Raw genomic sequence first — 5,699 nt, 5'->3', positions numbered from 1 at the left:
GACCTCGGCGAGGAGCCGCCCGGCCTCGGCGCGGGCGTCGTCGGTTCCCATGCCGCGCAGGCGGACCGCGGTGCGGGCGACCTGGTCGAGGATGCTGCGGCGCTCGTCGAAGGAGGCGCGGGCGTCCTGGAAGACGTACTGGACGCGGGCGCGCTGCGCGCGGGTGCGGCGCCCGGCGCGCAGCGGGAGCGGGTCGCCGTCGAGGCGCAGTTCGCCTACGGCCGTGCGGAGTCCGGCAACGGCGCGGCCCAGGGTGGTCTTACCGGAGCCGGACGGGCCGAGGATCGCGAGGCATTCGCCGAGCCGCGCGGTGAAGGAGGCGTCGTCGAGGAGGCGGGTCTTCCCTGCGGTGACGGTGAGGCCGGCGGCTTCGAGGCGCACGGGCGCGGCCGCATCGGCGGGGGTCGCGGGCGCGACGGTGCGGGCGGCGAGGAGGCGGCGCGTGTAGTCGTGCCGGGGCGCGGTGAAGACGGCGTCGCCGTGCTCGACGATGACGCCGCGGTCGAGGACGGCGACCTCGTCGGCGACTGATTCGACCAGGTCGAGGTCGTGGCTGAGGAGGACCACGGCCATGCCGCCTTCGGCGGCGAGGCGCAGCTCGGCGGCGAGGCGGTCGCGGTGCTCGGGGTCCTGGCCGGTGGTCGGCTCGTCGGCGACGAGGAGCCTTGCGCCGCACAGGAACGCCTGGGCGAGGACGAGGCGCTGCTGCTGGCCGCCGGAGAGCTGGTGGGGGAAGCGGCGCAGGAACGCGGGGTCGTCGAGTCCGGTGCGGCGCAGGGCGTCGGCGATTCGGTCGCGGTCGGGGGCGATCTCGGCGAGGACGCCGCCGATGCGGCGCACGGGGTTCAGGACGGCGGCCGGGTGCTGGGGCAGGTGCGCGACGGGTAGGCGGCCTTTCGGGGAGGCGAGCATGTCGATCCCGGCGACCTCGACGGTTCCCGTTGCGGCCGTGCCGGGTCGGAACGCGCCGAGCAGGGCGGAGCCGATGGTGGTCTTGCCGGAGCCGGAGGCGCCGACAATGGCGAGGATCCGGCCGGCGTCGAGGGTGAAGGAGGCGCCGTCGACCAGGGTCTTGGCTCCGGCGGTGACGTGCAGGTCGGCGACCCGGACCAGGGTGGTGCTCATGCGGGCTCTCTTCGGTTCAGCAGCCGGTCGAACAGGAGGTTCAGCCCGACCGACAGCGCGACCAGCAGCGCCGCCGGAAGCACGACGCCCCACGGGGACAGGAAGATCCCGCCGCGGTTGACGTCGACCATGACGGCCCAGTCGCTCGCCTCCGGGCCTGCGCCCACGCCGAGGAAGCTCGCGGCGGCCACGAGATAGAACGCCCCGACGAGTCGGACGCCCGCGTCGGCTGCGGCGGTGGGGAGGATCGACCGTGCGGTGTGGACGGTCGCGATGCGCCAGGGGTGCTCGCCTTGGAGCCACATCGCCTCGACCGCGGGCCGGTGGGCGGCTTCGAGCGCGGCGGCGCGCACGATGCGGGCGATGTCGGGGAGGTTCACGAACGCGACGATGAGCACGAGCATCCACGGGGTCGGGGGCGCGATCGAGGCGAGCAGGAGCATCAGGAGGAGTGAAGGCAGGGCGAGCAGGAGGTCGAAGGGCCGCATGAGAACCTCGTCGACCCAGCGCCGGCGGGTCGAGGCGGCCGCGAGCCCGATGGGGAACCCGACGAGGTAGGCGAGCGCGGTGGCCGCTGCGGCGGTGACGACGATGCCCCAGCCGCCGTCCAGGAGCCCGTCGAGCACACTCGCCCCCAGGTGGTCGGTCCCGGGCCAGGGCGCGGCGGGATCGAACGGCTGAGTGCGGTCCCCGGCAGCGGCGGGAATGAACGGCCCCACAAGCGCAATCCCGAGCGGAATCGAAAGAAGGACAAGAATAGCCGCCAGTTCGGCCCGCCTGCGGGTCATCGGGCGATCTCCAGTCTCGGGGCGAGGCGGAAGGCGACCAGGTCGGCGGCCAGGTTCACCAGCACGGTCGTGACGCCGAAGACGACCGCGATGCCCTGCACCACCGGCAGGTCGCGGGCGTTCACCGCATCCACCAGAGCCGTCCCCAGGCCCGGGATCACGAAGACGCTCTCGACCACGATCACCCCGCCCAGCAGCCAATCCGCAGTCCTCGCGATCTGCGCAGTCGCAGGCGAGAGGGCGTTCGGCAACGCATGGGCGAGCACCACCCGCCGCTCCGGCACCCCCGCCCGGCGCACGTGCGCCACGTACTCCGAGTCGAGCGCCTCGATCATCCCCGCCCGCACCAGCCGCGCGATCGAGCAGATCGGCCGCGCCAACAGCACCAGCAGCGGCAGGACCAGGACCGCCGGTTCGGCCAGGAGTGAAGGCACCCCGACCGCGGTCGGCGGGAGCCAGGCGAGGCCGATCGCGAAGGCGCTCACCAGGAGCACGGCCAGCGCGAACTCGGGCACCGAGTACAGCCCCACGGTGGCCGTGGTGATGAGGCGGTCGGGCCAGCGGCCCTGGTGCCGGGCCGCCGCGACGCCGAGGCCGATCGCCAAGGGCAGCAACAACACCAGCGTCAGGCCCGCCAATACGAGCGTCGGTTCGAGGGCGTTCGCGAGGATGTCGGCGACCGGGCGGCCCGAGGTCAGCGAAGCGCCGAGGTCGCCGGTGAGGAGGCCGGCGATCCAGTCGGCGAGGCGCTGGAGGGCGGGCTCGTCGAGGTGCATCGCGGTGCGGATGCGTTCGATCGCCTCGGGGTCGGGCTGGTCCCCGGCGAGGGCGACGGCCGCGTCGCCGGGGAGCAGTTCGACCAGCGCGAACGCGAGGACGGCGACCGCCAGCACCTGGACGGCGCCGAGTCCGGCGCGGCGGGCCGCGTAGGCGAGCACTAGGCGAGCCAGACCTTGTCGAAGCGGGCCCAGTCGAGGGTGTTGGCGGGGGCCTGCTCGACGCCGCGCACGTTGCCGGCGGTGCCGACGATCCAGTCGGCGAAGCCCCACACGAGGTAGCCGCCCTCGTCGTGGAGGCGCTGCTGGATCTGGTCGTAGAGGGCCTGGCGGGCGGTCTCGTCGGCGGTGGACTGGAGTTGGAGGTAGAGGTCGTCGAAGGCGGCGTCGTGCCACTGGGTGATGTTGGTGGGCGAGTCGGTGAGGAGGCGCTGGGAGATGTGGGAGGCGATGGGCATGGCGCCGGAGCGGTAGGAGGCGATCTGGCCTTCGGTGAGGACCTCGGACCAGTAGGTGTCGGCGTTCCGTTCGTTGATCTCGACGCCGAGGCCGCCTTCGCGGAGCTGCTCGGCGAAGATCTGGGCGGCCTCGGTGAAGCCGGAGCCGACGTCGGCGGTGTCGAGGACGATGCTCAGGTCGGCGGCGCCGGCTTCGGCGAGGAGGGCCTGGGCGGCGGCGACGTCGCGTTCGCGCTGGGGGATGGCGTCGGCGTAGTGCTCGAAGCCGAGGCCGAAGAGGTCGTTGCCGATGCGGCCGCGTCCGGAGAGGACGGACTCGACGAGCTGCTCGCGGTCGCACAGGAGGAACATCGCCTGGCGGACACGGGGGTCGTCGAAGGGCGCACGGTCGGTCTTCATGGCGAAGCCGAGCATGTTGGAGCCGGGTGAGGCGACGAGGGCGACGGCGTCGTTGTCCTCGTTGGCGCGGGCGGTGGTGGCGGAGAGGTCGTGGGCGTATTCGACCTGGCCGCCGAGGAGGGCGTTGACGCGGGCGGACTCCTCGTCGGCGACGACGATTTCGAGGCGGTCGAGGAGGGCCGGGCCGTCCCAGTAGGCGTCGTAGCGGTCGGCGGCGAAGCTGCGGCCGGGTTCGAAGGCCGCGAACGTGAAGGGTCCGGACCCGATCGGGGCGGCGAAATCGTCGGTCCCTTCGGGCACGATGTAGGCACCGAAGGCGGCGAGGGTGTTGGGGAACTCGGCGAGGGGGTGGTGCAGGACGAACTGAACGGTGCGGTCGTCGACGGCCGTGCTGGCGTCGAGGTCGATCGGGGCGAGGTCCTGCCTGGCGCGGAAGGTCCCCTCGGGGTCGGCGATGCGGCGGTAGCTGTAGAGGACGTCGGCGGCGCTGACGGGGCTGCCGTCGTGGAAGGTCGCTTCGCGGAGCGTCACGGTCCACGAGGCGAGGTCGGCGCCGGGCTCCCAGGACTCGGCGAGGCGCGGGACGGCGGCCATGTCGGTGCCGAGGTCGGCGAGCTTGTCGAACACGGCCTTGGCGCGGGCGGCGTCGGCGAAGAGGTTGACGCGGTGCGGGTCGAGGGTCTCGTCGGCGCCGCCGCCGGCGAAGGCGGCGCGGAGGGTGCCTCCGGTCTGGGGCGTGTCGGACTCGGGCCCTGCGGGGTCGGTGCCGCAGGCGGCGAGAAGCGCGGGCGCGGCGGTGAGCCCGGCGGCGGAGAGGACGGCGCGGCGGCTGAGGTGCGGTTGCATGGCGGGTTCCTTTTCGTTGGGTTTCAAGAGGTGTGCGCGAGGGCGGGGGTGCGGGTCCCGCGCATGGCGAGGGCGGCCGAGGCGAGTCCGAGGAGGGCGCAGCAGAGCCAGGACGCCCAGGGCGCCCCGGTCCCGGCGAGGTCGGCGACGAGGCCGACGGCGGCGGTGCCGACGGCCGCGACGATTCCGGAGAGGAGGTAGTAGACGCCGTAGTAGGTGCCGGTGAGTCCTTGCGGCGCTTGGTCGGCGACGCGTTCGAGGACGAACGGCTGCGCGGTCATGACGCCGATCGACAGCAGCAGCGCCGAGGCGAGGACGGCCGCGAAGTGGAGTGCGGGCGCCTGGGGCGGGAGGAGGATCGGCGGGACGAACGCGGCGCCGATGAGGGCCAGGCCGAGGCCGATCGCGGCGGTGCGGGTGAGGCGGCGCCGGCACCAGTCGGTGGCGCGCACCTGGAGGGCGAAGGTCGCGACGGTGGAGGCGGCGAAGACGGCGGCGGTGGCCCATTCGGTGCCGGTCGCGTCGACGGCGGCCTTGGGGAGCAGCAGGTAGAGCTGGTTCTGGAGGGCGAAGAGCGCGGCCGTGGCGAGGGTGAAGGCGAGGAAGCCTTTGTCGTTAAAGGCGGTTCGCCAGCCGCCGAGGATCGAGGTGCCGGAGGGGGCGGCCGGGTGCGCGGGCAGGACGAGGGCCTGGGCGAGCGCGAGGACGGCGAAGACGGCGGCCGCGACGGCGGCGCCGAGCCGGAAGTCCACGGCGACCAGCGCGCTGCCGACGAGCGGCCCGAGGCACATGCCGGTGTTGGCGAACAGGTTGAACAGGGCGAACGCCTCGACCTTGCGGTCGCCGGAGGCTTCGGCGACGTAGGCGCGCACCGCGGGGTTGAACAGGGCCCCGGCGACGCCGCTGACCACCGAGGCGGCGATGAGGACCGGCAGGGAGGGCGTCAGGGCGAACATGCCGAAGCCGACGGCGCGCAGGAGGCACCCGGCGATGATGACGCCGCGCGGGCCGAGCCGGTCGGAGGCGGTGCCGCCGATGAGGAAGAGGCCCTGCTGGCTCAGGTTGCGCACGCCGAGGACGATCCCGATCGCCGCGAGGGACATGCCCGCGCTCGCTTCGAGGTGGACGGCGAGGTACGGGATGACCATGTAGAAGCCGAGGTTGACCCCGAGTTGGTTGACGAGCAGCAGGCGCACCGGGAGCGGTTGGGCCGCAATGGATCGGAGGGTGCGCACGGGACCTCGCAGGAGTCGGGGCGCGCGGGGCGGCGCGTCCGGGGCGGATGACTCCGACAAAGATAACGGTAC

General features: G+C 73.5%; 5 protein-coding genes. All 5 read right to left on the bottom strand.

Annotation, left to right across the window (positions count from 1 at the left end; genetic code table 11):
- Window positions 1-1,125, bottom strand: a 1,125-nt coding sequence (locus tag DI269_RS02685; protein WP_112133592.1) for an ABC transporter ATP-binding protein, incomplete at its 3' end; no start/stop codon positions are given.
- Window positions 1,122-1,844, bottom strand: coding sequence for an ABC transporter permease subunit (locus DI269_RS02680; RefSeq protein ID WP_232822590.1), 723 nt, complete (start codon window positions 1,842-1,844; stop codon window positions 1,122-1,124). The genes DI269_RS02680 and DI269_RS02685, both read right to left, overlap by 4 nt.
- Window positions 1,845-1,909: 65 nt before the next feature.
- Window positions 1,910-2,851 (bottom strand): ABC transporter permease, encoded by a 942-nt coding sequence (locus tag DI269_RS02675; protein ID WP_112133590.1) that lies wholly within the window; start codon window positions 2,849-2,851, stop codon window positions 1,910-1,912.
- The gene (locus DI269_RS02670; RefSeq protein ID WP_112133589.1) at window positions 2,851-4,392 is read right to left on the bottom strand and encodes an ABC transporter substrate-binding protein; all 1,542 of its coding nucleotides are present in this window, start codon (window positions 4,390-4,392) and stop codon (window positions 2,851-2,853) included. The genes DI269_RS02675 and DI269_RS02670 overlap by 1 nt, the downstream gene beginning before the upstream one ends.
- A 23-nt stretch (window positions 4,393-4,415) precedes the next feature.
- A complete protein-coding gene (locus tag DI269_RS02665; protein ID WP_232822589.1) occupies window positions 4,416-5,627 on the bottom strand; it encodes an MFS transporter in 1,212 nt (403 codons plus the stop codon).
- Window positions 5,628-5,699 lie beyond the last annotated feature (72 nt).

Source organism: Glycomyces dulcitolivorans, assembly GCF_003265355.1.
In the GTDB taxonomy this organism is placed as follows: domain Bacteria; phylum Actinomycetota; class Actinomycetes; order Mycobacteriales; family Micromonosporaceae; genus Glycomyces; species Glycomyces dulcitolivorans.
Note: the sequence above shows the minus strand (reverse complement) of the source record. Positions and strands in the feature narration are given on the sequence as shown.

Bases quoted from the DNA above. Each gene is read 5' to 3' on its own strand.
- DI269_RS02670 (WP_112133589.1), bottom strand. From the start codon at position 4,392: ATGCAACCGCACCTCAGCCGCCGCGCCGTCCTCTCCGCCGCCGGGCTC.